This is a genomic window from Hyphomonas oceanitis, from assembly GCF_036964545.1.
Lineage (GTDB): Bacteria > Pseudomonadota > Alphaproteobacteria > Caulobacterales > Hyphomonadaceae > Hyphomonas > Hyphomonas oceanitis.
The window spans coordinates 166,801-192,805 of record NZ_JBALTL010000001.1; the positions used below are offsets into that span (position 1 = coordinate 166,801).

General features: G+C 60.7%; 30 protein-coding genes and 1 tRNA gene. 16 read left to right on the forward strand and 15 right to left on the reverse strand.

Annotated features, from left to right (window positions below; translation table 11 throughout):
- The 3 genes from arsB to V7651_RS00870 all read left to right on the forward strand — a co-directional run bounded on the left by arsB (position 1) and on the right by V7651_RS00870 (position 2,651).
- The gene (gene arsB / locus V7651_RS00860) at positions 1-1,032 is read left to right on the forward strand and encodes an ACR3 family arsenite efflux transporter (protein ID WP_335611868.1); all 1,032 of its coding nucleotides are present in this window, start codon (positions 1-3) and stop codon (positions 1,030-1,032) included.
- Positions 1,033-1,434: an arsenate reductase (glutaredoxin) gene (gene arsC / locus V7651_RS00865; protein WP_335611869.1), complete on the forward strand. Its 402-nt coding sequence runs from the start codon at positions 1,033-1,035 to the stop codon at positions 1,432-1,434.
- 119 nt (positions 1,435-1,553) lie between these two features.
- Positions 1,554-2,651, forward strand: a complete 1,098-nt coding sequence (locus V7651_RS00870; protein ID WP_335611870.1) for a GGDEF domain-containing protein — start codon at positions 1,554-1,556, stop codon at positions 2,649-2,651.
- 16 nt (positions 2,652-2,667) lie between these two features.
- Here the strand turns inward: V7651_RS00870 and V7651_RS00875 are convergent, their stop codons facing one another.
- Together V7651_RS00875 and V7651_RS00880 are read right to left on the reverse strand one after the other, a co-directional pair.
- Positions 2,668-3,816, reverse strand: a complete 1,149-nt coding sequence (locus V7651_RS00875) for an acyl-CoA dehydrogenase family protein (RefSeq protein WP_335611871.1) — start codon at positions 3,814-3,816, stop codon at positions 2,668-2,670.
- Positions 3,817-3,913: 97 nt separating this feature from the next.
- Positions 3,914-4,402: a CinA family protein gene (locus V7651_RS00880; RefSeq protein WP_035535800.1), complete on the reverse strand. Its 489-nt coding sequence runs from the start codon at positions 4,400-4,402 to the stop codon at positions 3,914-3,916.
- Between the two features lie 131 nt (positions 4,403-4,533).
- Between V7651_RS00880 and V7651_RS00885 the strand changes: the two genes are divergently transcribed.
- Together V7651_RS00885 and V7651_RS00890 are read left to right on the forward strand one after the other, a co-directional pair.
- A complete protein-coding gene (locus V7651_RS00885; protein WP_335611872.1) occupies positions 4,534-5,304 on the forward strand; it encodes an SDR family NAD(P)-dependent oxidoreductase in 771 nt (256 codons plus the stop codon).
- 67 nt (positions 5,305-5,371) lie between these two features.
- The gene (locus tag V7651_RS00890) at positions 5,372-6,361 is read left to right on the forward strand and encodes a DNA topoisomerase IB (RefSeq protein WP_335611873.1); all 990 of its coding nucleotides are present in this window, start codon (positions 5,372-5,374) and stop codon (positions 6,359-6,361) included.
- Positions 6,362-6,372: 11 nt separating this feature from the next.
- On the opposite strand, the gene V7651_RS00895 is transcribed toward V7651_RS00890, so the two are convergent.
- Genes V7651_RS00895 through V7651_RS00905 form a run of 3 tightly spaced genes read right to left on the reverse strand, consistent with a single transcriptional unit; the run spans position 6,373 to position 8,743 of the window.
- Positions 6,373-6,816 carry a hotdog fold thioesterase gene (locus tag V7651_RS00895; protein ID WP_335611874.1) on the reverse strand — a complete coding sequence of 148 codons (444 nt, stop codon included), beginning with the start codon at positions 6,814-6,816 and terminating at the stop codon, positions 6,373-6,375.
- Positions 6,817-6,857: 41 nt separating this feature from the next.
- Positions 6,858-7,826, reverse strand: coding sequence for an alpha/beta fold hydrolase (locus V7651_RS00900; RefSeq protein ID WP_335611875.1), 969 nt, complete (start codon positions 7,824-7,826; stop codon positions 6,858-6,860).
- Between the two features lie 5 nt (positions 7,827-7,831).
- A complete protein-coding gene (locus V7651_RS00905) occupies positions 7,832-8,743 on the reverse strand; it encodes a crotonase/enoyl-CoA hydratase family protein (protein ID WP_035535796.1) in 912 nt (303 codons plus the stop codon).
- A gap of 153 nt (positions 8,744-8,896) precedes the next feature.
- Between V7651_RS00905 and V7651_RS00910 the strand changes: the two genes are divergently transcribed.
- The 6 genes from V7651_RS00910 to V7651_RS00935 all read left to right on the forward strand — a co-directional run bounded on the left by V7651_RS00910 (position 8,897) and on the right by V7651_RS00935 (position 15,143).
- Entirely contained in the window at positions 8,897-10,198 is a 1,302-nt protein-coding gene (locus tag V7651_RS00910) for a Xaa-Pro dipeptidase (protein WP_418887213.1), read from the forward strand.
- Entirely contained in the window at positions 10,199-11,179 is a 981-nt protein-coding gene (locus V7651_RS00915; protein WP_335611877.1) for a sterol desaturase family protein, read from the forward strand.
- Positions 11,176-11,574 (forward strand): ketosteroid isomerase-related protein, encoded by a 399-nt coding sequence (locus V7651_RS00920; RefSeq protein ID WP_335611878.1) that lies wholly within the window; start codon positions 11,176-11,178, stop codon positions 11,572-11,574. The genes V7651_RS00915 and V7651_RS00920 overlap by 4 nt, the downstream gene beginning before the upstream one ends.
- 26 nt (positions 11,575-11,600) lie before the next feature.
- The gene (locus V7651_RS00925) at positions 11,601-12,155 is read left to right on the forward strand and encodes a GNAT family N-acetyltransferase (RefSeq protein WP_335611879.1); all 555 of its coding nucleotides are present in this window, start codon (positions 11,601-11,603) and stop codon (positions 12,153-12,155) included.
- A gap of 110 nt (positions 12,156-12,265) precedes the next feature.
- On the forward strand, positions 12,266-13,813 hold the full coding sequence (locus V7651_RS00930; protein WP_335611880.1) for an acyl-CoA synthetase: 1,548 nt from the start codon (positions 12,266-12,268) through the stop codon (positions 13,811-13,813).
- A 1-nt stretch (position 13,814) separates the two neighbouring features.
- Entirely contained in the window at positions 13,815-15,143 is a 1,329-nt protein-coding gene (locus V7651_RS00935; RefSeq protein ID WP_335611881.1) for a GH1 family beta-glucosidase, read from the forward strand.
- 58 nt (positions 15,144-15,201) lie between these two features.
- On the opposite strand, the gene V7651_RS00940 is transcribed toward V7651_RS00935, so the two are convergent.
- Positions 15,202-15,558, reverse strand: coding sequence for a DUF4870 family protein (locus V7651_RS00940; RefSeq protein WP_035535791.1), 357 nt, complete (start codon positions 15,556-15,558; stop codon positions 15,202-15,204).
- A gap of 143 nt (positions 15,559-15,701) precedes the next feature.
- Between V7651_RS00940 and V7651_RS00945 the strand changes: the two genes are divergently transcribed.
- The 3 genes from V7651_RS00945 (at position 15,702) to V7651_RS00955 (ending at position 19,013) form a co-directional block, all read left to right on the forward strand.
- Positions 15,702-16,157 (forward strand): MaoC family dehydratase, encoded by a 456-nt coding sequence (locus V7651_RS00945; protein ID WP_335611882.1) that lies wholly within the window; start codon positions 15,702-15,704, stop codon positions 16,155-16,157.
- 145 nt (positions 16,158-16,302) lie between these two features.
- A complete protein-coding gene (gene msrB / locus V7651_RS00950) occupies positions 16,303-16,713 on the forward strand; it encodes a peptide-methionine (R)-S-oxide reductase MsrB (protein WP_035535789.1) in 411 nt (136 codons plus the stop codon).
- Positions 16,714-16,847: 134 nt separating this feature from the next.
- Positions 16,848-19,013 (forward strand): S9 family peptidase, encoded by a 2,166-nt coding sequence (locus V7651_RS00955; RefSeq protein WP_335611883.1) that lies wholly within the window; start codon positions 16,848-16,850, stop codon positions 19,011-19,013.
- 50 nt (positions 19,014-19,063) lie between these two features.
- Here the strand turns inward: V7651_RS00955 and V7651_RS00960 are convergent, their stop codons facing one another.
- On the reverse strand, positions 19,064-19,978 hold the full coding sequence (locus tag V7651_RS00960) for a carbon-nitrogen hydrolase family protein (RefSeq protein WP_335611884.1): 915 nt from the start codon (positions 19,976-19,978) through the stop codon (positions 19,064-19,066).
- A gap of 217 nt (positions 19,979-20,195) precedes the next feature.
- Here V7651_RS00960 and V7651_RS00965 point away from each other — a divergent pair, with 217 nt between their 5' ends.
- Positions 20,196-20,657 carry a helix-turn-helix domain-containing protein gene (locus V7651_RS00965; protein WP_335611885.1) on the forward strand — a complete coding sequence of 154 codons (462 nt, stop codon included), beginning with the start codon at positions 20,196-20,198 and terminating at the stop codon, positions 20,655-20,657.
- A 45-nt stretch (positions 20,658-20,702) separates the two neighbouring features.
- Here the strand turns inward: V7651_RS00965 and V7651_RS00970 are convergent.
- From V7651_RS00970 to V7651_RS00995, 6 genes are all read right to left on the reverse strand, one after another.
- Positions 20,703-20,779: transfer RNA gene (locus V7651_RS00970), tRNA-Pro, on the reverse strand.
- Positions 20,780-20,832: 53 nt separating this feature from the next.
- A complete protein-coding gene (locus tag V7651_RS00975) occupies positions 20,833-21,303 on the reverse strand; it encodes a MerR family transcriptional regulator (RefSeq protein ID WP_035535785.1) in 471 nt (156 codons plus the stop codon).
- 20 nt (positions 21,304-21,323) lie between these two features.
- Positions 21,324-21,617, reverse strand: a complete 294-nt coding sequence (locus V7651_RS00980; RefSeq protein ID WP_034737518.1) for an integration host factor subunit alpha — start codon at positions 21,615-21,617, stop codon at positions 21,324-21,326.
- Positions 21,618-21,755: 138 nt separating this feature from the next.
- Positions 21,756-22,727, reverse strand: coding sequence for a beta-ketoacyl-ACP synthase III (locus V7651_RS00985; RefSeq protein ID WP_335611886.1), 972 nt, complete (start codon positions 22,725-22,727; stop codon positions 21,756-21,758).
- A 27-nt stretch (positions 22,728-22,754) separates the two neighbouring features.
- The gene (gene plsX / locus V7651_RS00990) at positions 22,755-23,789 is read right to left on the reverse strand and encodes a phosphate acyltransferase PlsX (RefSeq protein ID WP_335591331.1); all 1,035 of its coding nucleotides are present in this window, start codon (positions 23,787-23,789) and stop codon (positions 22,755-22,757) included.
- 113 nt (positions 23,790-23,902) lie between these two features.
- Complete coding sequence (locus V7651_RS00995) at positions 23,903-24,439, reverse strand: ubiquinol-cytochrome C chaperone family protein (RefSeq protein ID WP_051624465.1); 537 nt, start codon at positions 24,437-24,439, stop codon at positions 23,903-23,905.
- A gap of 74 nt (positions 24,440-24,513) precedes the next feature.
- On the opposite strand from V7651_RS00995, the gene V7651_RS01000 reads away from it, so the two are divergent.
- A complete protein-coding gene (locus V7651_RS01000) occupies positions 24,514-24,993 on the forward strand; it encodes an outer membrane protein assembly factor BamE (protein WP_035535781.1) in 480 nt (159 codons plus the stop codon).
- A gap of 5 nt (positions 24,994-24,998) precedes the next feature.
- Here V7651_RS01000 and V7651_RS01005 read toward each other — a convergent pair whose 3' ends face one another.
- Both V7651_RS01005 and V7651_RS01010 read right to left on the reverse strand, forming a co-directional pair.
- Positions 24,999-25,463 carry a hypothetical protein gene (locus tag V7651_RS01005; RefSeq protein WP_335611887.1) on the reverse strand — a complete coding sequence of 155 codons (465 nt, stop codon included), beginning with the start codon at positions 25,461-25,463 and terminating at the stop codon, positions 24,999-25,001.
- Positions 25,464-25,466: 3 nt separating this feature from the next.
- Positions 25,467-25,919, reverse strand: coding sequence for a hypothetical protein (locus tag V7651_RS01010; protein ID WP_335611888.1), 453 nt, complete (start codon positions 25,917-25,919; stop codon positions 25,467-25,469).
- Positions 25,920-26,005 lie beyond the last annotated feature (86 nt).

Sequence of the window (26,005 nt, forward strand, 5' to 3'; positions counted from 1 at the left end):
GTGGGCACGTTTGAACGATACTTGTCCGCTTGGGTGGCAATCGCAATCGCCGTCGGCGTTGGGTTCGGGCTCATTGTCCCGCAAGTATTTTCGGCACTCGCGAACCTGTCTTACGCCAATGTCAATTTTCCGGTTGCGGTGCTGATCTGGGCCATGGTTTGGCCAATGATGATCGGTGTCGATTTTGGCAGCCTGAAACGTGTTGGCGAAAAGCCGAAAGGCCTGATCATTACGCTTGTTGTAAACTGGCTCATCAAGCCGTTCACAATGGCCGCATTAGGCGTTCTCTTCTTTAAGCACTTGTTTGCCGACCTGATTCCAGCAGCCGATGCCGAAGGCTACCTGGCCGGGTTGATCCTTCTGGGCGCCGCCCCCTGCACTGCTATGGTCTTCGTGTGGTCACAGCTAACCAAAGGCGACCCAAACTACACGCTCGCGCAAGTCAGCATTAATGATGCGATAATGGTATTTGCATTCGCCCCCATCGTGGCCTTCCTGCTTGGTGTTACCGATATTGTGGTGCCGTGGGAGACACTGCTGCTTTCTGTTGGGCTCTATGTCTTGCTGCCACTGCTTGCAGGCGTGATGACGCGCCATCTGCTCATCTCGAAGGGGGGGCATAAGGCCGTTTCGGCTTTTACGGAACGAATGAAGCCTGCTTCGATTGCAGGACTGCTTGCAACAGTCGTTCTTCTCTTCGGATTTCAAGGACAGGTCATTCTTGAACGCCCATTGATCATTGCACTGATCGCGGTACCCATCCTTATCCAGTCTTATGGAATCTTTGCGCTCGCCTATGGCGCAGCATGGCTTTGGAAGGTGCCTCACAACATTGCCGCGCCAGGCGCCATGATTGGAACATCAAACTTTTTCGAACTCGCCGTAGCCGTGGCCATCAGCCTGTTCGGGTTAAACTCAGGCGCTGCATTGGCAACTGTCGTAGGTGTGTTGGTAGAGGTACCTGTAATGCTTTCACTTGTCGCTTTTGCCAACGCCACACGTAGGCGTTTTCTTCCAAATGCGTCGTCATAGATGATCGTCATCCATCACAATCCAGCCTGCGAAACGTCTCGTAACGTGCTCGCCATCATCAAGGCTGCCGGATATACGCCGGTCATCGTCGACTATCTGAGTGAGGGCTGGACACGGTCCCAATTGCTCGCCTTGCTGGCCGCAGCTGACCTGACACCTCGCCAGGCGTTACGGGAGACAAAGTCCCCCGCGTCAGATCTCGGACTGCTTGCGCCTGATGTCCCTGATGAGGCGATATTGGACGCCATGTTGCAGCATCCTGTCCTGGTCAATCGACCGATCGTTTGCTCACCTCGCGGAATCAGGCTCTGCCGGCCGAGCGAAACAGTTCTGGAACTCCTCGACACATGGCCTCAGGAGCCATTTTACAAGGAAGACGGCACCCTGCTGGTCACTACTTAGGGTGGTATTTTGTGCAATCCTTGCCTTAAAATATGACAATTAACGTATATTTCCGTGAAATCGCGTCTGACGGGTATTAACCTCGCATAAAATATGCGCCACTAGACAGACTATGGTTAATGGCACAGTCGTGGGGACGCAAAGTGATACATAGCGCGCAAGCGAGCGAGGATGACGTTCAACCGTCTTCCGGCGCCTCGAAGGAGGCGACCGCAGTCTATCAGAATGCGGGCAAAGCCTTTGCACTGATTGAACAACACCGCACACCGCCGGATCCACAGGCCTATGCGCTCTGGTATGCCTATGCTGCTGGCGAAGATGCCCAGGTTGTCGAGCGCGTGGATCAATTGCTGGCCAACAAGACCACGCTCAGCCCTTATGATATCGATTCCATCTACCAGGAATTGCTGCTGCCGGACACGGGCCAGGCCGCAACGCAAAGCATTGGCGGTGCAATCGAAAAGGAAATCGAAAGCGTTCTCGAAATTATCCAGCAGAGCGTATCGACCAATGTTACCTATCAGGCGTCGCTCAATGATGTCGAAACGCGCCTTCCGGATGCATCCTCGGGCGGCGGGCTCGCATCACTGGTGTCACGTCTCGTCAGCGACAATCGGCGCATGATTGATACGACCAAGGAGTTGAGCCAGGGCCTCTGCGATTCCCAGAAACAGCTCGCAACCCTGCATCAGGAACTAGAGGAAGTCCGTAATCAGTGCATGCGCGATCCCCTGACTGCGATCGCCAACCGGCGTGCTTTCGATGACCGCCTCGAAGAAGAAATCAGCCACGCTTTCGCTTCGGGCGGCAAGCTCTGCCTCGCTATGGCCGACATCGACTTGTTCAAGCAGGTCAACGACAATTTCGGTCACCAGACAGGCGATTCCGTCCTGAAAATGTTCGCCCAGTGCATCAAGGGTAATATCAAGGGCCATGACATGGTCGCGCGGATCGGCGGCGAGGAATTCGGCATCATCCTTCCCCAGACAGATGTTGTCTCCGCCTACAATCTTCTCGTGGCGATCAAGAGCGAACTCAAGGCGTCCGAAGTTCCTGTCGAAGGCGACCCGACCCGTATCGCAAGCGTGACAGCCTCGTTCGGCGTTGCGCGCCTAGAGGCAGGCATGACCATGCGTGGACTGATTGAGCAGGCCGACAAATATCTCTACGAGGCAAAGAAGGCCGGACGGGATAAGGTCAAGGCTCAGGGCCTGTAATCGACTTGCGCCGCGGCTAGGGACAGCCGATAGCGCGGGCGAGGATATTGCGATGGACTTCGCTCGTGCCTGAATAGATCGTCGCCGCACGCGTCGCGAAATACTTTTCCTGAGCGAAGGCCGAATGCGGCGCCACATCGAGCGCAATTTCCGTGATGGCTTGATGCAGCTCTGTCGCCAGCAGCTTGAGCGCCGAAGTGGCTGGCGCCGGACCAATATCGATTCCGCCTGCCGAGACATGCGCCTCAAGCGCTTCAAACGCATCAATGCGCCTTACCATGTCCGCAAGACGCATCTGCATCTCACCATCCATACAGCCTGCCTCGGCAGCGCCCTGCTTCGCGGCCCGCATGGCGCGGCGCAGCAGACCGGTTGTTGTGTTGTTGGACCGTGCAATCTCCATCAGGCGCTTGGCGGCCTTCCAGCCCTCTCCCACATCACCAATACGATCCGCCGCCGGCGTGCGCACGCCATTGAAGAAAACCTCATTGGTCTCGCACGCGCCATCAATGAAACGGATCGGGCGCGCCTCGATACCGGGTCGGTCCATCTCGACCAGCAGGAAGACAAGGCCATGGCCTCCATGCGAACCGGCATCACAGCGGGCCAGCAGGAACATGTGCGTCGCGTAATTGGCAAAGCTGGTCCAGAGCTTCGATCCCGTCAGGATGAAGTCGTCGCCGTCGCGCTCGGCCCGGAGCGACAGGGCGGATAGGTCAGAACCTGCCTGCGGCTCGGAAAATCCCTGGCACCATTCATGCGCGCCGCTGAGTATGGCAGGAAGATAGAGATCTTTCTGCGCCTGCGTGCCCTCCGCAATGATCAGTGGGCCAATGGTCCGGATACCGGAGGATTGCAGGATGGGCGCATCGCGTTCGGCGCTGGCATTCTCGAAATAGAGCCTTTGCTCCGTGCTCCAGCCAGCGCCGCCATAGGCGATAGGCCAGGATGGCGCGACCCATCCGCGTTCGAGCAAGATATCGCGCCATGCCGCACAGGCTTCGGGCGATGATTTGAGGCCTGTTGTGGCCCGGCCAGCTGCGCGCAGTTCATCCGTCAGCGCTGTATCTAGAAAAGCATCGACCTCGGCCCGAAACGCTGCGTCGGCAGCGCCATTTGTCGTGCTATGAGACCTTGATGTCTCGATCTGAAAACTGCCATCCATGTCGCTCTCCCTCTACTGAGGACAGAGCATCATTACGGACTTTCCGGCCGCTGCGGCCTATCCGGGAAACTACGTGGATGACGCGGCGTCGTCTCGTTCAGGCGAGCGCAGCGTGCAACAGCTCCAGCGCATCCATGGCGAAGAGGCGCATGTTTTCAACACGATCGTCGAGCCCCGTCTCCAGTGTGCGGGAGACTTCGATTCCATGTTCGCCAACCAGAGCGACACACGTGTGACCTGACGCATCGCCATAGCCATTCCCGCCCGGACCTGATGCGCCTGTTTCACAGAGCCCCCAATCGGACTGAAGACGGCCTCGTATCGTACGGGCCATAAGGCGGGCGTAAGGTTCGGTAGACGAACGCATGCCATCGGTCATGACGGATCGGTCCAGCCCCATCAGTCCGCGAAAGGCCTGCGGCGTGTAAATGACGCCGCCGCCGCGATAATAGGCCGAGGCACCGGGCACCGACAGGAGCGCGGCAGAGATCAGCCCACCTGAGGAGGATTCGGAAATGCCGACCGTTTCGCCGCGCGCCTTGAGGCGGGCGCCGATTTCGGTGGCGAGGGGAAGGAGTGTCTGCATTCCTCCCATCAAGCAGCCAGCCGAACCAATGGCAAGGCGCGACGCAAGGGCAGTTGGAATATCCGCGCAGACGCGCCACAGTGCACACCAAAGCACCAGCCTATCATGGCGGTCAGACAGGGAGAGAACGCATGGACCTCAAACTCAAGGGCAAGAACGCCGTCATTCTCGGTGGCACACGCGGAATAGGCCGCTCCATCGCCGATACGCTGGCAGCCGAAGGCGCCAATGTCGCCATCTGCGCCCGAAATGCCGATCAGGTGACTGAAGCGGTGAGCGAGCTTGAAGCGCTCGGCATCAAGGCCACAGGCGGCTCGGTCGACATAACCGATGGCGCGGCACTGAAGGCATGGATCAAGGCGGCTGGTGACGAACTCGGCGGCATCGACATCCTCATCTCGAATGCCGGCGCCATGGCGCAGGGCAATGATCCCGATGCCTGGAAGAAGAATTTCGAGCTGGACGTGCTCGGCGCCGTCAATGCGTTCGACGCCGCATCACCCTTCCTCACCAAAGCCGCAAAGGCCAATGGCGACGCCGCCTTCGTCATCATCACGTCGATCTCTGCGGCCATTGCCGACAGCGCCGGCTCCTACGGCCCGGTCAAGGCCTCGCTCATCCACATGGCCAAGGGCCTCGCCCGCCAGCATGCCGGCATTGGCCTGCGCGTGAACACCGTGTCGCCCGGCATGGTCTATTTCGAGGGCGGCATCTGGCACATGGTCGAAACCAACCAGCCGGAATTCTTCAAACAGGCCAATTCGCGCAATCCGATGGGCCGCTGCGCCACACCGCAGGAGATCGCGAACGCTGCCGTGTTCCTGGCAAGCCCACTCTCCTCCTACACGACGGGCGCCAATCTCATCGTCGATGGCGCCGTTTCCAACCGGGTGAACTTCTAAATCACGACCGTCGCTAATTTTTGACAAGGGGCAGGAACCCGGTTCGCAGGGCGGGAGTTCTGCGAACATGCCTTTCAGCTCGACTGTACCCCTTGCACGCGAAACGGTTGGCGCCCGCCATGCGAAGCTTGTCTGGGCAGACACGGACAAGCCCGGCTGGCGGCGCCAGCGACGCGGCAAAGGCTGGCGCTATGTCGACGAGAGCGGCGACACGATTTCCGGCGAGGAGCGCGCACGGCTGGAGACGCTCGCCGTTCCGCCTGCCTGGAAGAATGTCTGGCTCAGCCCTGCGGGCCGCGCACACATCCTTGCCACCGGCGAGGATGAGGCTGGCCGCACACAATACATCTACCACCCTGAATGGCGCCGCGTGCGCGATGAGGCCAAGTTTGCCGACATGCTGGAATTTGGCCGGGGCCTGCCCGCCCTTCGCCGTCAGGTTCAGTCACGCCTCCTTGAACTGGACGATCCGGTAGACTTCGCCTGCGCCTGTGTCGTTCGCCTGCTCGACAAGGGCGCGCTGCGCATCGGCAAGGAAGGCCGCACGAGTGCCATCGGCGCCGTCTCACTGTCCAACGCGCATGTCGACATTCACGACGAGCTGCTGGAACTGCATTATATCGGCAAGGGCGGTAAGGTGCGCGATGTCCTGATCGAGGACAAGTTGCTGATTGAAGCAGTGAAGCACCTGCAACAGCTTCCGGGCCAAGCCCTGTTCAAAGTGGACGGGCACTGCATCACATCGCACGACGTGAACGAGTTCATCCACGACCTGACGGGTCGGGCCTTCAGCGCAAAGGATTTCCGGACATGGTCCGGCAGCACGGCAGCGACCGAAGTGCTGATGCGCGAGGAGAAGCCTACGCTCAAGGCGCTGAGCGAAGCCGCCGCAGCGCGTCTCGGCAATACGCCCGCCATTGCGAAGAAGTCCTATATACACCCCGCGATAATGACACTGGCCGCAAATGGCGATGCCCTGCCTGCGCCTGATGGTCCGACGCGCCTACTGTCAGCCGAACGCCAGCTGATGGGCATCATGGCCGCCAGCAGCAAATAAGGAATCCTTTGTCAGGTCGGCGAGGCCCTTTTGGCCGGGATCACGGCCACCGTGAAACGCGACAGGCACACAAGCCGATCCTCTTCATCCGTGATGCGGATGGTCCAGATCTGTGTGGTTCGGCCCAGCGCTTCTGCCTTCGCCGTGCCGAAGACGAAACCTTCTTTCACCGGACGCACATGATTGGCATTGATTTCGAGGCCGACGCCAACACTCTCATTTGAGTCCAGTACGAGATTGGCGGCAATTGATCCGACCGTTTCTGCCAGCGCCACCGAGGCGCCGCCATGCAGGCGTCCATGCGGCTGAAGCGTACGGTGATCCACCGGCATGCGCGCCGTCAGCGTATCGTCACCAATACTCACGAGTGTGATCCCCAGGATGCCACCCATCGTGCCCTCTTGGGCCGCAGTGATCTTGTCGAGATCAATATTCGTTTGCCGCCAGATCACCATGCGGGAGCCTTTCAGGTTTATCGGTCGAATGTGTAAGGGGCTTAAAGCCCGCCGAGCCAGTCCAGGAGGAGCTTGTTGACCTCTTCGGGCCGCTCCTGCTGGGTCCAGTGGCCACAGCCTTCCAGCAAGGTCGCGCCGCGCAGGTCGCCAAGGCTCGCCTTCATTGCGGCCAGCATGTCGCCCGGCGACATCTTCAGCACGAGATCCTTGGTGCCGCCAATATAGAGCGACGGCTGGGCGATGGTCATCGGTGCGCTATGCCCTGTGAGATAAGCATGGTCTCGGTGCCAGTTGCGATACCTGTTGAGCGGGCCACGAAAGCCGGACTCACGGAACTGCGAGTCGTAATAGGCGACATCCTCTTCCGACAGCCAGGGCAGCGGCATAGGCGGCTCCGGCAGGCGGTGCAGCAGCGTATCGCCATGTTTCTTGTCGGTTGGCCAGGTGCCCTCGGGCGCATCACCCGAGATGGCGTAGTAGAATTTGCGGATCGTCTCGGCCGGATCGTTTTCCAGCTCAGCCTCCGGCGGGCCCTGATCCTGAAAATAGACCTGGTAAAAGAACAACCCCCGCGCAGTGAAGAATGCCCTCACCGCATCAATGAACACGATCTCGCCCGGCGGAATATAGGGCACGGAGAGGCCGGCCACAGCGCGGAACGTGTCCGCATGCAGCCGAGCCGTATTCCACGCGATGGGCGAGCCCCAGTCATGACCAACCACAACGGCCTTTTCGCCCGGCGACAGGGCCTTCGCCACACCGGCCACATCGCCGGAGAGGCTTTCCATGTCATAGGCTTCGACTGCATGCGGCCGGTCAGAGCCGCCATACCCGCGCACGTCCAGCGCCGCGACACGGTAGCCCGCCTCAGACAGCGCCTTGATCTGGTGACGCCAGGAATACCAGCTCTCCGGGAAGCCGTGCACGAGAACGACCAGTGGCCCCTCTCCCGCCACGGCCACACGGATTTTTACGCCATTGATTTCAACGAACTGGAATTCCGGCATCATGGCGTTTAGTCCTTGCCGCCGATCCACTCGAACTCAGGCTCTTCCCACCAGGGGAAGAAGTTCGGCATGCCGTCGGACACTTTGACCGGGTATTCCGGTTTGCGCTTCTCGAGGAAGCTCATCACGCCCTCTTTCGCGTCCGGCGTCTTGCCGCGCGAGTAGATCGCAGCGGAATCCACGATATGCGCTTCCATCGGGTGGCTCGCGCCCAGCATGCGCCACATCATCTGGCGCGTCAGCGACGTGGAGACGGCGGCCGTATTGTCCGCAATCTCGCGTGCCATGGCCTTGGCCACATCAAGCAGCTCGGCCTGCGGATGGACGGACAGCACGAGGCCACCGGAAAGCGCTTCAGAAGCCGGGAACACGCGGCCGGAATAGCACCAGGCCAGCGCCTGCTGGATGCCGACGAGGCGCGGCAGGAAGTAGCTCGACGCCGCTTCCGGGTTGATGCCGCGGCGGTTGAATACAAAGCCGAAGCGCGCATTGTCAGATGCAATGCGGATATCCATGGGCAGCTGCATCGTCACACCGATACCGACGGCCGCGCCGTTGATGGCGCCGATCACGGGCTTGAGGCTGTCAAAGATGCGCAGGGTCACGCGGCCACCGCCATCGCGCTGGATATCCACGTCCTGCGTGCGTCCTGCCTCGCCGGAATCGGCACGGGCATCATAGTCGAACGTTTTGGCGCCTTCGGAGAGGTCAGCGCCGGCGCAGAATGCGCGATCGCCCGAGCCGGTCACGATCACGGCGCGTACGCTGTCATCGGCGTCCGTGATATCGAAGGCTTCGATCATCTCGTACATCATCTTGCCCGTGAAGGCGTTCATCTTTTCGGGGCGGTTGAGCGTCAGAATGGCAACGCCATCCTCAATATCCAGGATAATCTGCTCGAACTTTTTCGGCTGCGCCATCTTGTATCTCCCTTTGGGCAATTGCTGGCGACACACTGCCTGCCAGACGCCCAACGTCAAGCGCGTCGCAGGGGAAAGCTGCACCCGGGTTGACCGTCCGGCGATTTGGCCCTGATAGTCGCGCAAATCGCAGATGAACAAGGCCTTCCCATGATGTTTTCCCGCTCGCTGCTCCTGTCAGCCGCCATGCTCGCAACCGGCGCCATCGCTCAGGCCCAGCCTGTCTATGTAAAGGCAGGCAGCCTCGTCGATCCGGTCAGCGGCAAAGTGCTGAAAGACGTCGCGCTGGTCATTGAAGAGGGCAAAGTGACGGCCTCTGGCACCCAGAAAGCCATCAAGGTGCCGCGTGGGGCCACAGTGATCGACCTGTCATCCGAGACGGTGCTGCCCGGCTTTATCGACATGCATGCCCATTTGACCAGCGACCCCACAGACGGCGGCTATGCCTCGCTCGCCCTGTCGGACGAGCGCCAGGCCATCAAGGGTGTAAAGAATGCCCGCCGTACGCTGCTGTCCGGCTTCACCACGGTCCGCAATGTCGGCGCCGGCAGCTATGGCGATGTCGCTCTGCGCGACGCCATCAATGAGGGTGAAGTGCCCGGCCCGCGCATGTACGTCTCCGGCCCGCCGGTCGGCATCACGGGTGGTCACTGCTCGGATAACAACCTGCTGCCGTCGGAATACGCCCTGAAGGGTGAGCGCGTGGCCAACAGTCCTTGGGAAATGCGCGCGCAAGTGCGTGAGAACATCAAGTATGGCGTTGACCTTATCAAGACCTGTTCCACCGGCGGCGTGTTCTCCAAGGGCACGTCCCTCGGCGCCGCGCAGGGCACCCTGGAAGAGCTCACGGCCGCTGTCGAAGAAGCGCACGCACGCGGCCTGAAAGTCGCCAGCCACGCCCATGGCACGGTCGGCATACGCAACGCCCTTATCGCCGGAGTCGACACAATCGAACACGCCAGCATTCTGGACGACGAGACAATCGCGCTCGCCAAGGAAAAGGGCGCCTATCTCTCGATGGACATTTACAACACCGAATACACGCTGGCCGAAGGCGAGAAGAATGGCGTGCTGGCAGAATCCATGGACAAGGAACGCGCGATCTCGAAAATCCAGCGCGCCAGCTTCACAGAAGCCAACAAGGCCGGCGTGAAAATGGTGTTCGGGTCTGACTCGGGCGTCTATCCGCATGGCGACAACCCGAAACAATTCTCGCGCATGGTTCAGTTCGGCATGACGCCGATGCAGGCCATCACCGCAGCCACCGCAACCGCCGCCGAAGCGCTCGACAAGACCGGCATGCTCGGCTGCCTCGATGTCGGCTGCGCGGCAGATCTGGTGGCGGTCAGCGGCGACCCGATCAAGGACATTTCCATCCTTGAGCAGGTCGATTTCATCATGAAGGACGGCCATGTCTACAAGCGGGACGGCGCCGCGATTGCGGACCCGACATAAATGCCGGAGTGGCTTGCAACAATACAGCCGACGACCCTCGCCGCGCCAGTCTTCCTCATATCGGTGATATGGGAATGGTGGGCCGTGCGCAGCGGACGCGCCAAGGGCAATTATGAAACCAAGGACGCGCTCGCCTCAATGGCCATGGGCATCGGCAATGTCGTGGTCAACACGCTGACAGGCATGGTCACGATCTGGCTAATGATGCTCGCTTGGCCTTACCGCTTCTCCATTTCGACGATCTCCGGCTGGGGCTTTGAAAGCATCCCGTTCACATGGTGGAGCGCTGTGCTGGCATTCGTGATCTATGACTTCACCTATTACTGGAAGCATCGATTGGCCCATCGCATGCGCTGGTTCTGGATGGAGCATGTCACGCACCATTCGAGCACGCATTACAATCTGACAACAGCCCTGCGCCAGCCCTGGTTCGGACCGTTCACCGGCCTGATCCTCGTTGGCGTGCCGATGGTTCTGATCGGCTTTCACCCCTATGTCATATTCTTCGTGGGCGGATTGAACCTGATCTACCAGTTCTGGATCCATACCGAGGCGGTGGACCGTATGCCCGGCTGGTTCGAGGCCGTATTCAACACGCCGTCCCATCACCGCGTGCACCATGCAACCAACCCGCGCTACCTCGACGCAAACTATGCCGGCGTGTTCATAACGTGGGACAAGATGTTCGGCACTTATGTACCCGAACTCGATGACGAAAAGCCTGTCTATGGCATCGTCAAACCGCTGCAGAGCTACAATCCCTTCATCATCGCCTTTCATGAACTCGGCGCTCTGCTACGCGATTGCGCGCGGGACGGCCTGCGCCCTGACCGCTGGGTGCGCCGGGCCATCAATGCGCCAGGCTGGAGCCCGGACGGTCATCATAACCGCTCGGTCGAACTGAAGGCTACATACGTTTCCCAACACCCGGAACTTGCCGGCACACCCGGTCTCCCACGCACAGGAAGCAAAACACAATGAGCCCCGCCGACCTCGTCGCCCGCTATTACGCCGCCTTCAATGCCAAGGACTGGGAAGGCATGCTCGCCTGCGTCAGCGACACGATCAGCCATGACGTCAACGAGGGTGTCCGCCGGGGCGGCAAGGAAAAGTTCGCCGCCTTCATTGCGCATATGGATGAGTGCTATGACGAGAACCTGACGGGCATCGCCATCATGACCTCCGCAGACGGAACCCGCGCCGCAGCCGAGTTCATCGTCAATGGCACCTACAAGAAAACCGATGACGGGCTGCCGAAAGCCCACGGCCAGGAATACCGCCTGCCCGCCGGCGCCTTCTTCGAGATCAGTGAAGACCAGATCACGCGCGTCACCACCTATTACAATCTTCAGGAATGGATCCGGCAGGTCTCATGAAAGTCCGCTCTTTGACAGGTGGGGAAATGGAACAGGCGCTGCCTGCGCTTGCCCGCCTGCGCATCGAGGTCTTCCGCGCCTTTCCCTATCTATACGCTGGCAGCGAAGGCTATGAACTCGACTACCTGAACACATTCTCGCAGGCGCCCGATGCGCTGATCGTCACTGCCGAGAATGATGATGGCGAGATTGTCGGCTGCGCCACAGGGTCAGCCCTGACAGGCCACCATGTCGAGTTTGCCGAACCACTCGTCGATGCGGGGATAGATCTTTCGACGACCTTCTATTTTGGCGAGTCCGTCCTGCTGCCCGCCTATCGCGGTCACGGCATCGGCCATGCCTTCTTCGACGTGCGCGAGGCCCATGCCCTTGCCCATGGCTACAAGCGGGCCTGTTTCTGCGCCGTGGACCGCCCGGCAGACCATCCCCTTCGTCCCGAAGGCTACAGCCCGCTTGATCCCTTCTGGAAAGCACGGGGCTACTGCCGCCTCGACGGCGCGGTGAGCCATTTTGAGTGGCCGGAAACACCGAACGGGCCAAAGATCGTCCACCGGATGGATTACTGGACCCGCAGCTTTTAGCGCTTTCCCCTGCGTCGCCAGTGGACGCCGGGCGCGGTCTGGTTAAGTTCGACCAAAACCTGAAGCAGGCCCCACCAGAGCGGCCACCGCATCAATGGAGAGAGACGCAAATGCACCCCTTTCATCACGCCAAATCCCGGCCTGATCACCCCGCTTACACGATGGCGGGCAGCGGTGAGGTCGTCACCTTCCGCCAGCTCGATGAGCGCTCCAACCAGATCGCTCACGCCCTGCGCGAGGCTGGCTGCCAGCCTGGCGACACGATTGCCCTCTTTGCCGAAAACTCGGCCCGCTATTTCGAAGTCTGCTGGGCCGCCCAGCGCTCCGGCCTCTACTTCGTCTGTATCTCGTCCCGCCTGACGACACCCGAAGTACAATACATCATCGAGGATTCCGGCGCGAAGCTGCTGATCGCTGACGCCCACAAGTCCGCTGTCGCGCAGGATGTAAAATCCGTCACCGACCTCGGCCACTACTGGTCCATTGATGGCGACATTCCGGGCTTCACGCCGCTCGAAACCCATCAGTCCAAATTTCCGGTCACGCCCATTCCGGACGAGATGGCCGGAACGGACATGCTGTATTCGTCCGGTACGACCGGGCGCCCCAAGGGCATCCGTCCCCCGCTGGAACGCAACCTGCCCATCGACGCCGACAATGTGCTCGTGCAGATCTGCCGGGGCCTCGCCGGTGTGACCGAGACCTCGATCTACCTGTCGCCCGCGCCGCTCTACCACGCGGCGCCGCTTCGCTGGAGCATGTCGATGACCAAGCTCGGCGCTTCGCTCGTCATCATGGAAAAGTTCGACGCGGAAAAATACTTGCAGCTGGTCGAGAAGTACAAGGTCACGCATTCCCAGCTTGTCCCGACCATGTTCGTAAAAATGCTGAAACTGCCCCCTGAGGTGCGCGAGAAATATGATGTCTCCAGCCTTCAGTTCGCCATCCACGCTGCTGCGCCCTGCCCTGTGCCGGTCAAGGAACAGATGATCGCCTGGTGGGGCCCCATTATCGACGAATACTATGCCGGCTCTGAGGGCAATGGCATGACATGGGCGCGCAGCGCTGACTGGCTGACCCACAAGGGCACAGTCGGCAAGCCCGTCCATGGCGAAGTCCACATTTGCGACGAGCAGGGCAATGAAGTGCCGGTCGGCGAAGAGGGCCAAGTCTATTTCGGCGGCACTGTTCCGCCGACCTATCATAACGATCCCGAAAAATCGAAAGGCGCCCTCCACGCCAGCCACGCTGACTGGTCGTCCCTTGGGGATGTCGGCAAAGTGGATGAAGACGGCTTCCTCTACCTGACAGACCGCAAGGCCTTCATGATCATTTCGGGCGGCGTGAACATCTATCCGCAGGAATGCGAGAACATCCTGATCACCCACCCAAAAGTCGCAGACTGCGCCGTGATCGGCGTGCCGGACGAGGAGTTCGGCGAAGCGGTGAAGGCGGTTGTCCAGCCTGCTCCGGGCCAGGCGCCCTCAGAGGAACTCGCTGCCGAGCTGATGGCCTTCTGTCAGGCAAACCTCTCGAAGATCAAATGCCCGAAATCGATCGACTTCGATCCCGAACTCCCGCGCCACCCGACCGGCAAGCTCTACAAGCGCCTCATCCGCGACAAGTATTGGGGCAACTCCAAGAGCCGGATCGTCTGACATGGTCAAGCCAGGTGACTTTCCGAAGGATTTCATCTGGGGTGCATCGACCGCCTCGTACCAGATAGAGGGCGCCCATGATGAGGACGGCCGCGCGCCGAGCATCTGGGATGCCTTCTGCCGAGAGCCCGGCCGCATCGACAATGGAGACACAGGCGACGTTGCCTGCGACCACTACCATCGCTACCGCGAAGATGTGGGCCTCATGCGACAGCTCGGGCTGGACGCCTATCGCTTCTCCTTCTCGTGGAGCCGCGTCCTGCCTGAGGGCAAGGGAAAGCCCAACGAGGCAGGGCTCGATTTCTATGACCGGCTGACGGACAGCCTGCTCGAAAACGGCATTGCGCCATGGGCCTGCCTCTATCACTGGGACCTGCCGCTCGCCCTGCACGACGCGGGCAAGGGCTGGACCAGTCGCGAAATCGCCCCGCTCTTTGCGGATTACGCGACCCTCATGGCGGACCGCCTTGGCGACCGCATCACGCACTGGGCCACCTTCAACGAACCCAATGTTTTCGCGATGTTCGGCTACAAGATGGGCATCCACGCGCCGGGCATCCGTGACTACGATCTCTATCGCGACATGGTGCATGGCGTGAATCTCGCCCATGGGTCGGCCATACAGGCGCTGCGGGACGCCCTGCCAGCCAGTGCCCAACTCGGCGTCGTCCCCAACATGCAGCCCTGCCTGCCGAGACACGACACAGACCCTGATCGCCTCGCAGCGGCGAGGCTCGATGCCTGGTGGAACCGCGCCTTCGCCGATCCCATGATCCTTGGCAAATACGACCCGATCGTCTCAGCCGCGCTCGGTGATCGCATCCGACCGGGCGACGAGGCGCTGATCAACCAGAAGCTCGACTGGTTTGGCCTCAACCACTATTCCCCGCTCTACGCGACGGCCGATGACGGGCCCGCAGGCTATCGCTGGGCCAATCCACCCGAGGATAGCGAGATTACCCTGATGGGCTGGAATGCCTCCCCTGAGGGCTTCCGCGATATCCTGATCGAGACGGCGGAGCGATACGGCCTGCCGATCTTCGTCACCGAGAATGGCGTTGCCGATCTGGCCGAGCCAGACGCGCAGGGCCGTGTGAAAGATGACGTGCGTATCGATTTCATCGACCGCTACCTGGCCGCTCTGCTGGAAGCGCGCGCGGCAGGCGCGGATGTGCGGGGTTACTTCGTCTGGTCGATGCTCGACAATTTCGAATGGGCAAAGGGGTACACCACCCGGTTCGGGGTCACCCATGTCGACTTTGAAACGCTCAAGCGCACGCCGAAGGATTCGTTCAAATGGCTCGCCAAGCTGACGGGCAAGCACGGCTGAAACGAAAACAGCCGCCCTGGATTGGAGCGGCTGTTTCCATATTCGGCGTCATCGCAGCCTAGAACATCCAGCTACCGGGATTTTCAATCGGCTGGCCGGCCGACAGGGCCTGCATACCCTTGATGCAGCGCACGATGTACCAGACCAGCGTCGCGAGCAGGATCAGAATGCCGATCAGAACCATTGTCAGAACAGCCCCGATCACACTGTAAAGCAGGGCCTTCCAGAAGATGTTGATCTGATTGTTGTAATGGCTTTCCAGCACGGGGTCGCCCTGACCCTTGCCAATATAGGCCATGATGACCCCGATAATCGGCGTGACGCCGATTACGATGCCCACAAGGTAGAGAATATAGATAAGGTTCGCGTTGCCCTTGGTGTTCGGATCAACGGAAATCTGGTTCGAATCTGTCATATGGCGTCTCCCAATTCAGCCCATTGGCGAAGTATTTGCGAGAATCAGCTCTACGTCCAGCAGATTGACGCTCAGTAAACCTTGCCGGATGGCGCTGCCCGCGCCAGAAAAGGCCCAAGCATAAACTCAGGAGGAATATCCTTATGGCTAACCCGAAAAAAGTCGCCTACGCAGATCTCGAATCCATCGCAGGCACTGAAACCGGCGTGTCCGACTGGCACACAATCGACCAGGACCGCGTCAACAAGTTTGCCGAAGCAACCGGCGACCACCAGTGGATCCACGTTGATGTCGAGCGCGCCACCAAGGCCATGGGCGGCCCCATCGCACACGGCTTCCTGACGCTGTCCCTGCTGCCAATGCTCGGCGGCGAAACGCTGAACGTCTCCGGCGTGACCCGCGGCATCAACTATGGCTCCGACAAAGTCCGCTTCACCAATATGGTGCCCGTCGGCTCCAAGGTTCGCCTGCGCCAGAAATGCACGTCCGTGACTGAAAAGTCCGGCGGCAAGCAGATGATCATGGAAAACACGATCGAGATCGAAGGCCAGGAGCGCCCCGCCCTCGTCGCTGAATCGATCACCGTTCTCTACGGCTAGGCCCAACAGCCACAATCAGACTCATTTGCGGCGCCGGGACACCAGATGTCCCGGCGCCGTTCGTTTAAGGCCTGACGACACACAACCAATGGCGCTGAGGCATAATCGGCCTATATTGACCGGGAACCCGACACAGGAGTCCCCCATGTCCGCCACAGGCACCAAAATCCAGCGATCCGACCGCGAATGGCGCGAAGTCCTCACCGAGGAAGAGTTCCGCGTCGGCGTGAAGGAAGGCACGGAGCGCGCCTTCACACCCGGCAATTACGAGAGCGAGAAGCGCGCAGGCAAGTATCACTGCAAGGGCTGCGATACCGTGCTCTGGTCGTCCGAACACAAGTTTGAAAGCGGAACCGGCTGGCCAAGCTACTGGCAGCCTGCCTCCGAAGGCGTTGTCGCAACCAAGACCGACTTCAAGATGATCATCCCGCGCACCGAATGCCACTGCGCCATCTGCGGCCTGCATCAGGGCCACGTCTTCAAGGACGGCCCGCCGCCAACCGGCGAGCGCTGGTGCATCAACGGCGTCGTGCTGGACTTCCAACCCGACGAATAGGTCTGGACAGGCTCCATCCCGCCTGATCCATTCCGCCCCGACCCTAAGCCTCAACTGACACAGGAGCCGGCCGTATGCGCCTTTCTTTCCTTCTTGCCAGCGCAGCGACCGCTGCCCTTCTGACCGGATGCACAATGACTGATACCAAGCTCACCGACACTGCCGTCGAAGCGCCAGCGGCCACGCCAGCCCCCCAGCCCCCCGTCGCCGAGCGCATCGACCACGAGATCACGCAGGTCGGCCGCACCCGCAATGATCCATATAACTGGCTGAAGGATGACAAGTGGCAGGAAGTCATGCGCGATCCGTCCGTGCTCGATGCAAATATCCGCACTTATCTTGAAGCCGAAAATGCCTACACCAAGGCTGTACTTGAAGACCCGACGACCGAACTGCGCGATGAACTGTTCGCCGAAATGCGCGGCCGCATCAAGGAAGACGACAGCACCGTTCCCGAGATCGACGGCCCGTGGGCCTATTACACGCGTTATCGTCAGGGCGGCGAATACCCGATCATCGCGCGGCGGCCGGCTGAAGATGCCTTCAACCCCGACGCTCCCGAAACCATCCTGCTCGACGGCGACGCCATGGGCGAAGGCAAGGACTATTTCTCCTTCGGCGGCATCGATACCAGCCCCGACCACAAACTGGTCGCGTACGCGGTCGATACACAGGGCAGCGAGTTCTACAAGATCCACATCCAGGACATTGCCACCGGTGCCGACACCGCCGCCGAGATCGACAATGCCTATGGCGACTTTGAGTGGACGGCAAACGGCCAGGCTATCGTCTGGGTCCACCGCGACGAGAATGCGCGCCCCAACGCCGTCTATCAGCGCAACCTCGCCACGGGCGAAGACACGCTCCTGTATGAGGAAAAGGATCCCGGCTTCTTCGTCGGCGTCGGCAAGAGCGCCAGCGAGGATGTGGTCTTCATCAACGCCTCCGGCCACACGACATCGGAAGTCTACTGGTTCTCCGCTTCGGAACTCGATCCCGAGCTTCACCTCATCGCGCCGCGCCAGACGGACAATGAATATTCCGTCGTCCACTGGGACGGGCAATTCTACATCATCACCAACCTTGATGGCGCCGTCGACTTCAAGATGATGAAGGCCCCGATGGAGGCAACCTCACGCGACGCATGGGAAGAAGTCATCCCCCACCGCCCCGGCACGCTCCTCCTCGGCATGCAGCCGCAGAAGGACTATCTCGCCCGCATGGAGCGCGAGAACGGCCTGCCCCGTATCGTCGTACGCGCACGCGCGGATGGCGCCGAACACGCGATCAGCTTCGATGAAGCCGCCTATGATCTCGGCCTCGACAGCGGCTATGACTATAACACGCCCATCCTGCGCTTCGATTATGCCTCGCCGGCCACGCCGGACCAGGTCATCGACTATGACCTCGTCAGCCACGCGCGCACGCTGCGCAAGACCCGCGAAGTCCCCTCGGGCCACAATCCCGACGATTATGTCACCGAGCGCGTCATGGCGCCGTCATGGGATGGCGCCGAAGTGCCCGTCACGCTGCTGCGCCGCAAGGATACGCCGCTTGATGGCACCGCGCCTGTTCTGCTCTACGGCTATGGCTCCTACGGCATTACCATCCCGGCAGACTTCCGCACCGGCCGCCTAAGCCTCGTTGATCGCGGCTTCATCTACGCCATCGTCCATCCGCGCGGCTCCATGGCCAAGGGCTACCAATGGTATCTCGATGGCAAGCTCGACAAGAAAACCAATACGTTCAAGGACTATGTTGCCGCAGGCCATTACCTTGTCGACCAGAACTACACGTCCAAAGGCAAGCTCGTCGGCATGGGCGGCTCTGCCGGTGGCCTCCTGATGGGCGCGGCCGCCAACATGGACCCTGAACTCTTCGGCGGCATTATCGCAGCTGTGCCCTTCGTCGATGTCGTCAACACGATGTCGGACGAGAGCCTGCCGCTCACCCCGCCCGAATGGCCGGAATGGGGCAACCCGCTGACCAGCGATACGGATTACGACACGATCGCGACCTACAGTCCGTATGACAATGTCTCCGACAAGCCCTACCCGCCCATGCTGATCACAGGTGGCCTGAGCGATCCGCGCGTCACCTATTGGGAGCCCAGCAAATGGGCCGCCAAGCTGCGCCATGAGGCCCCTGAAGCCGGGCCTTACTTCCTGCGCATCAACATGGACGCCGGTCACGGCGGCGCCTCTGGCCGCTTCGAAGGACTGAAGGAAACCGCGACGGAATACGCCTTCGCCCTCGCCGCTGTCGGCAAGACCGACGAGCTGGATCTGGAAACGAAATAGGCAAAATGGCTCGGCCTGCTTCAGCCTCAGGGCGGTAGCAGGCCGCAGCGCTATCTTTGCGGCTTTGTGTCCACGGACAGTTTGAACACATCCGGGCGGCTGTAATGGCCGCTCACGTCCAGATCAAACTTCGCCCGCTTGATCTCGTCCATGTCGATCTCGGCAGACACGATGGCTGCCTTGTTGAACACGGGCGCCGCCAGCACTTCACCCATCGGTGAAATGATACAGCTGCCGCCGCGTATCAGCACCGTGTCGGGCTGCGTGCCCTGAACGGGCTCAAACCAGTCCGCAGAGACATCGCCCACCGTCATGAACTGGCAGGCACTCACCACGAAACACCGCCCCTCCAGGGCAATCATCTGCAGTGTGGGCAACCAGACATCCCGGTCGTCCACCGTCGGCACGCAATGCACCTGCGTTCCTTGGCTGTAGAGATGCGAGCGCAGGAGCGGCATGTAATTCTCCCAGCAGATCGCCATCGAGATCACGCCCATGTCCGATTTGGCGACCTCAATGGTGGAGCCGTCGCCCTGCCCCCAGATGACCTTTTCCATAGCCGTCGGCATCAGTTTGCGATGCCAGGCGAGGATATTGCCATCCCGTCCGATCGTCGCGCTGGAGCAGTAAAGTGTCCCACCATCGCGCTCGATAATCCCCAGAACAACGTTGACCTGCGCCTCTTTGACGAGCGACCTGATCTCGTCCATCTGCGACGAGTGCCGTTCAATCGCCCCATCCAAATACTGGCGGAATTGTTCGCGTCCCGCAGGCGAGCGCATGCCCACACGCACGCCGAAATCAATGCCCTTCGGATAGCCGCCGATAAACGCCTCCGGAAACACCACCAGGTCCGCGCCCGTCTTCGCAGCTTCGGTCAACTTGCCGGCAAAGAGGGAAAGGGTTGCGTCCGTATCGAAGAGTTTTGACCCGGCCTGCACTGCAGCCATAACAAACTTGGACATGGCACTTTCCCTTTTCGCACTCTGCACCGACCAACATGGCCCTCAGGCTGCTGCGAGGGCCTGAATATGTACAGTCGAGCGGAATGTCGAGAAATGCCTGTGCTGGCGGCGCACTGGCGGCCTTGTGGCGGGGCGATGGCGTACCGCTGGCGTGGAGGAGGGACGTCATTTGCGGTCTCCTGGGTCCATCTGATAATGGGAAACGCAGGAGAAAAAAATGTCCTTCAAAGCAGATGCAGCCAAGATCAAGCGGTGGCGTGAAGAGCGTTACTGGTCGCAGGAACATGTGGCAGACCTCGCCGGGATTGGCCTTCGGACCATCCAGCGCATCGAAAATGGCAAACCGGCCTCGCAGGAATCGCTCAAGGCGCTGGCGGCCGCGTACAATGTCGATGTCATCGCACTGTCGGTCGATCAGGCGGCCGAAGCGGCCAATACGGTTGCCCGCCGGAATGCAAACACACGGGCGGCGATACGGCTCTCCCTGTGGATCCATCTGGCAGGCTATGCCATCGGTGTCGTCGTATTTGTCGGCATCAGCATAGGCGTTGGCGGCGACACGTTCGTGATGAAATGGCCATTGATCTGGTGGACGGTGGGCTTTGTTTCCCACATTGCGACGGTCCTCATCGTTCACGTCGCCACACGCTATCAGGAACAGGTCGAAACAGGCGTTTGAGCCACCCCATTCCGCGGTGCAAACTGTACCTGTCAAAAGTGAAAATGGTCGGAGCGATAGGATTCGAACCTACGACCCCTCGCCCCCCAGGCGAGTGCGCTACCGGGCTGCGCCACGCTCCGACTCTGGCGGCTTGTAGCCAAGCCGCCCCGGTTCCGCAATCGCTTATATGGGTTTAGGCAGCGCGGCGGCCACGCATCGCATCAAGGCGGGCTTTCAGGTCTGTCAGCTCGACCAATGCGCCCTCAAGGCGCTCCTGCCGCTTGGGCGCGGACGTATCAGGCAGCTCGGCATCGAATGCCTTCGCGACCTTCTTCTGCAGCTCGCGCGCCGGGCTGGCCGCTGTGCCCAGCTTGGCCGCGCCAGAGAGTACGGCCGCAAGCCCTTGCTCTGCGAGGATGGACTTGGCGCCTTTCAGCGTCATGCCGCGCTCATGCACGAGAATCTGGATGCCGCGCAGGGCTTCAATATCCTGCGGGCGGAACAGGCGGCGGCCATCGGCGCGCTTCACCGGTTTCACATCGCGCGGAAACTTGCTTTCCCAATAGCGAAGGACGTGCGTCTCAAGGCCAAGTTCAGCAGCTGCCTCTCCAATCGAGCGGAAAGCGTTAGCGGATTTTTCAACTCGGTTCCGTGAGGCAGTCATATCGCTATCCTTGTTTTGTTTCAGCCCTTGTCGACGCGGGCCTTCAGCATGGGAGATGGCCGGAAGGTGACGACGCGGCGCGGCGCAATCACGGCTTCTTCGCCGGTTTTGGGGTTACGGCCTTCGCGCGCAGCCTTCGAGCGCACCACGAAATTGCCAAAGCGCGAAAGCTTCACTTCGTCTTCATGCTCAAGTGCACTGCCGATCATGTCGAGCGTACGATCCAGTAGGTCAGAGGATTCCTGACGCGTCACGCCCACTTCACGGACAATGGCGTCGGTTACTTCAGCACGGGTCAGGGTCTGGTTGCTCATGACGGTCTTTCGCCTTTCGTTAATGGGTAGCCAATGAATCTTAACGGATTCCTAGCAAACCCGTCAGCTTAAATCATTGAGAAGTTTCAGATTGCCCGATTAGACCCGAAAATTGTGGATGAAATCGGCCGCGCCGGATCAAAGGCGGAACAGGCTGGCGCCCCACGAGAATCCGCCGCCCATGGCCTCGGAAAGGATCAGGTCACCCTTCTTTGCCCGGCCGGAGCGCACAGCATGGTTCAGCGCCAGCGGAATGGACGCCGCAGACGTGTTGGCGTGCTGGTCGACCGTAATGACGACCTTCTCTTCCGGAATGCCGATCTTGCGCGCGACGCCGTCGAGAATGCGCTTGTTGGCCTGATGCGGCACGAACCAGTCAATGTCCTCCGCCGTCAGGCCGGTCTCATCGAGCACGGCCTGGATGGCCGAGGAAATATTCGTCACCGCATGTTTGAACACGCGGTTTCCCTCCATGCGCACATGGCCGATCGTGCCGGTCGAGCTGACGCCGCCATCGACATAGAGCAGGTCAGACTTGGTGCCGTCCGTGCGGATGTGGTGCGTGATAATGCCGGCATCATTCGTGCCATCCCATTCCACTGCTTCAATCACCACCGCGCCGCCGCCGTCGCCGAACAGCACAGCCGTGCCACGGTCAGACCAGTCGAGAATGCGCGTGAATGTTTCTGCGCCGATCACCAGCGCCCGGTTGAACAGGCCCTGCTTCAGCATGCTGTCCGCCGTCGCCAGCCCGAACAGGAAGCCGGAACACACCGCCTGCACGTCAAACGCCGCGCTGGGGCCGCAGCCAAGCTTGGCCTGCACGGCCGTTGCCGTTGCCGGAAAAGTCTGGTCAGGCGTCGTCGTCGCCAGCACGATCAGGTCAATGTCCTCAGCCGTCATGCCCGCAGCATCCAGCGCCTGACGGGCCGCCGCCGTCGCAATATCGGATGTCAGCTCGCCGTCCGCCGCAACGTGGCGCTTCTGGATGCCGGTGCGCTCGCGAATCCACTCGTCTGACGTGTCGAGCATTGTCGACAGGTCTTCATTGGTCAGCACCTTCTCGGGAAGGTATCCGCCAGTGCCGCGAATGAAGCTGCGTCGTGTCATGAACGTCCTTTCCTTGCCCGCCCGCGCCTATTCGGCGGCCAGGCCACCTTCTCTTATACGCGAGAGATTGGCGAGTATTTCGTCGCGGTAATGGCTGCTGGCAAGGTCTGCAGCCAATTCACACGCCTTTGCAAAGCCACGGGCATCGGTGCCGCCATGGCTTTTGACCGATACACCACCCAGCCCCAGCAGGACGCCGCCATTCACATTGCTCGGGTCCATTTGCGACCGCAGTGTCTTCAGGCCTGCCATGGCCAGTGCCGCACCGATCTTCGTCATCAGGCTGGCAGTGAAGGCCTCGCGCATCCGACTCGCCAGCATGCGGGCAACGCCTTCGCCCGCCTTCAGCGCCACATTGCCGGTAAAACCGTCGGTCACCACGACATCGACGGCCCCCTTTGAGATGTCATCGCCTTCGACAAAGCCGCGATAGTCGATGTCGAGCTTCGCGGCGCGCAGCCATTCATGGGCCTCGCGCACTTCATCATGACCCTTCATCTCTTCAGAGCCGATATTGAGAATGCCAATGGTTGGCTTGGCAATGCCAAGCGCCGCGCGGGCATAGGCCTCGCCCATGATCGCAAAGCTCACCAGCTGCGCCGCATCGGCCTCAAGGTTTGCGCCCACGTCAAGCACAACGGTGCGTCCGCGCAGGGTTGGCCACAGCGCCGTCATGGCCGGGCGGTGCACGCCCTCCATCTTGCGCAGGATCAGCATGGAAATCGCCATCAGGGCGCCGGTATTCCCAGCCGAAACAGCTGCGCCGGCCTCGCCATTCTTGACGGCCTCGATCGCATTCCACATCGACGAACCTTTGCCGCGCCGCAGGGCCTGGCTGGGTTTCATGTCGCTGGTAATGACTGTGTCGGAATGGATGATCTGACAGCGGCCCGCCAGGGCCTTTTGCGCCGCCACGAGGGGCGCCAGCACAGGTTCATTGCCATGCAGCAGCACCGAAATATCCGCGCGATCTGCCAGCAGGACAGCCAGGCCATCAACCACGACACCGGGCGCGGCATCGCCGCCCATGGCATCAATCGAGAGAATTGTGCCTTTAGCCATTCGGGCCTTCCTGCTGCGGGGAAACTTGGCGTTTCCACTCTGGCGCTGTTTACGGCGCGTCACCAACCTTGGCAACGCTGCGCCTGTACGTGCTAACGCACTTTGGCGCCCGTCTACCAGTCAAGATTTCCAGCTAAAATCTCCGAGTCCTGTTGCGCTTCCAGCCCATCGGCGAGCGTGCACAGCCATGCCGCAAGCCCTGCCGCGCGGCTGCTTTCGGTCACCGCATTACGGGCCAGTACGCCCTCAACAGCGGATTTGCGCGCTTCAGCGCTCGCTTCATCCAGCGCTGCCGTCAGGGCGAGGCCCATACCGTAATAGGCTTCGGCCAGTTTGCGCACCTTTCGCGCAATCGACGAATCACCCACGCCCTGCTCCCGATAGGCGGCGTCAAATCCGTCCAGAACGCGCGTATTCAGGGCGGCGGCCAGCCGCGCGGCCTCCTTGCCGGGGATGCCCCGTATCCGCCGCAGGGCCAGCGCCGCATGGACCATCACCATGCCTGCGCGCCCCTCGAATGTGTCCGCAACGTCGCCTGTCAGGTAGAAATCCGGGGCCAGCGCCGCCTTCATCAAGCCGGCATAGGCGTTGCCTGCAGCCGCCTTGCGGGCCCGCCGCCGCGCCAGCCAGCCGATTGAAATTCCTGTCACCTATGTACTCCTGTGTTGCCAAGGGGGGGCTGCAACCGCTAGGTCTTTCGCAAAGCCTTAACAGGAGTTTCTCCATGTCGCGACGTGCGATTTTGGCCATTGGCCTTCTCACCCTGCCGCTTACGGCATGCCTCACGCCCGCGCGCGACTTTCACGGCTATGTGGCGGATGACGCTCAGCCCCGTGACATGAAACCCGATGAAGACACCCGCTCCTCTGTGCTGGCACAGCTCGGCAGCCCCTCCACCGAGGGCATTTTCGACGACAAGACGTGGATCTACATGTCCGACGTTCAGGAACGCATCGCCTTCCTGAAGCCGAAAATCACCAAGCGTTCGATCACAGCCATTCGCTTTGGCGAGGATGACAAGGTCGATGAAGTGCTCGAATACACCGCTGCCGATGGCGAAGTGATCAACTACGCCTCCCGCGAGACGCCGACCCGTGGCCGCGAGCTTGGCCTCTGGGAACAGATCTTCGGCACAGTCGGCGCCGTGCGCCTGCCAAACAGCGACGAAGCCACACCGGGCAACCCGACAGGCCGCCGCCAGTAGGCTGCCTATTCCGGCAGGGACAGGCTTAGCGACAGAACGAGATGGTCGCCATCGGCGTCCACTTGCATGAACGCTGTCTTGCCCTGCGCAAGGCCATTTCCCGAAAACTGGATGAGTTGAGGCGTCACCGACGCTTCATTGCCCTCAGGCTCATACCCGGCAGCAAGAATCGTCTCCCGCAATCCGCTCGTCACGCCCGCCGCATCCGTATCCGCCCAGGAATACCCCTTCAGCATATGACTGACGGACGAATCCCCCGGCAGCGTCATCCGGTTCGTCTCGAAGATCACGAGATCATCCGGCAGAGGGATATCACCGGGCAACCATGCCGGCCGCGCTGATGCCGCGTTGCCTTTCGCTTCCGCTGCCGTCTGCCCCGTTTTCATCTCCTTCATCGGCGACTCAGCCGCCCCGCAGGATGCCAGCACAAGGGCGCTCGCCAGCAAGATCGCAGCACGCTTTCGGCTCATCGCCTATTCCTCCATGTCTGACGGATAGAGGTTGATCGCCACCGAAAGGTATCCCTCTTTCGGATTGAGCTGGATCTGCCCTTTCCTGTGCCCCTCGCCGCCGAAGATGAGACTGCGGATCTTGCCGCTCGTCTGGTCGTAAAGCGTGTACCCACCCGCCTCATAATCGGCCTTCAGCGCCGCAAAGCTGGCATCGACACCCTTCGGCAGCGGCGCCTTGCCATGAAAACCGGTCAGGTCGTCGGCCTGATTGCACGTCTCGATTTTCAACCCGTCCGGAACCGGAATACCCTCCGGAAACGGTATCGCGCAGTCTGCACTCTGAGAGGGCGTCTCGTCGCGCGTCGACGGCGCCGATGGCTCGGCACTCGTCTGGCCGCAGCCCACCGCTGTCACGAGACATATCCCGAACAAAAGCGCGCGTGTGCCGCGCCCCACACCTGAACTGAACCGCATCTGAAACTCCTCTGACTGCATCTCCACTACCTTCAACGCATGCCGGGCAACGACCCCGCCAGAAATTATGGCGGGCATGGGCCCTT